This window comes from Hydrocoleum sp. CS-953 (assembly GCF_002260545.1).
Classification (GTDB): domain Bacteria; phylum Cyanobacteriota; class Cyanobacteriia; order Cyanobacteriales; family Microcoleaceae; genus Trichodesmium.
In genome coordinates, this window is sequence record NZ_LGSU01000062.1 from 1 (window position 1) to 1,809 (window position 1,809).

Annotated in this window: 1 protein-coding gene; it reads left to right on the forward strand. The window is 36.2% G+C overall.

Going from position 1 to position 1,809, the window contains the following annotated elements; genetic code table 11:
* Positions 1-98: 98 nt before the first annotated feature.
* Entirely contained in the window at positions 99-1,562 is a 1,464-nt protein-coding gene (locus AFK68_RS00360; protein ID WP_094670750.1) for a peptidoglycan-binding protein, read from the forward strand.
* Positions 1,563-1,809: the final 247 nt, after the last annotated feature.

Here is a 1,809-nt window from a genome sequence, read left to right on the forward strand (position 1 = left end):
ATCTGAATACTAAAATCTGAATACTAAAATCTGAATACTAAAATTAAATTTAACTTGTTAATATAAAAACTTAGAGTCTCCCAGGAACAGGAAAATTTATGGAATCCCTTGCATACTTAGAATTTTTTCTGGTTAGTGAAGAAATTAAGGATTTCAAACTGATTGAAGGACTTAACTGGAAAAAACTTTCTAGCTTCGCTTATATTAAATTTTTATCATTAGTAATTATTAATTCTATTCTGGTTAATGCTAGTTTTGCTGAGGTGTCGGAAATTTCTGCTTCTGAAACAAATAGTTATTTTAATCTTAGCCACACTCAGGAGAATATAGTAGCTCAAGCACAACTGACAAGAAACTCTTTTTTTTCTGGCTCTGGACCAGAAAGTAATGCAATTCTTTCTCCTAATAGTGCAGTATATCTAAGGCGTGGAGACAGAGCTGCAACAGTATCAGCTGTTCAAAGAAAATTGAGAGAGCTAGGCTATTTCAATGCGAACCTAACTGGCTATTATGGCCCAGTAACAGAAAGAGCTGTCATACGGTTCCAGGAAGACAATGGTATTACACCTAGTGGTCAAATTGAACCTACCACCTGGTCATTACTATTTGGTGGTAGCAGAACCAGTCAAACTAATAGTTCATTATTAAATTCTCCCACACAAGTATTATCTTTTGGAGAAATTAGTCCTCAAGTAGCAATTATTCAAAGACGGTTAAAAGAACTAGGCTTTTACAGAGGTCCAATCAATAGTATTTATGACCAAAATACTAGAACTGCGGTCATTAGATTTCAAAGTGTTCATGGAATTACACCTACGGGTCAGGTAGGGATAACCACTAGAGACTTTCTCTTTGGTACTAAGTCTGTTCCTGTGGAGAGAGTATTTCTGCGACGAGGAAACACAGGTCCTGAGATTGGGAAATTACAACAACGTTTACAAAATTTAGGTTATTATCAGGGGCAAATAACTAATTATTTTGATCGAAGTACAGAAATAGCAGTAATTGATTTTCAAAGGAGAAATAGAATTACTCCTACAGGTATAGTTGGACCAACAACCCAAGCATTTCTATTTAATCCTAATCAAGTTTTACCTCCAGGTCCCGTATCTAACTCAAGTTCCAGAGTCAATTATACTACTAGGCAATACTCAAACTTAAGTGTGCTGCAACGAGGCGATCGAGGTTTGGCTGTAAAACAACTCCAAATTTTGTTAACAAGATTGGGTTATTATCCAGGAGTAATTGATAGCTTTTTTGGAGCAGGAACAGAATTTGCGGTCAAATGTTTTCAGCAAGATGTGGGATTTGTTCCTAGTGGGGTAGCTCGAAGAAATACATTAGAAGCGTTAAGACATCCTTTGATTGTCACCCAAAATACTTCTGGGCAAGAGGTTAGTTATATTCGTAGCCAAAAACAAGTCTTGGAACTTCAAAATCGACTTCGCCTACAAGGAATATATTTTGGTCCATTGAATGGAGTTTATAATTCAGAAACAAGAGCAGCAGTGGCAAAAGCTCAACTACGTTATGGAATTAGTACAAAAGATATTGGAGATTAGCTACCTCAAGCTTAAATAAAATCCAGAATTTTTTTGAAAGAACTCAGATAATATATAGCAATGAGCGCTGGTATCTTTACAAATTGTAGTAGGGGCAAAAGAGCTAGAAGTCTTATATTATCGGCAATTTATTCCCCCTGTTGCCTGTTCCAATAGTGCCTGTTNTACAAATTGTAGTAGGGGCAAAAGAGCTAGAAGTCTTATATTATCGGCAATTTATTCCCCCTGTTGCCTGTTCCAATAGTGC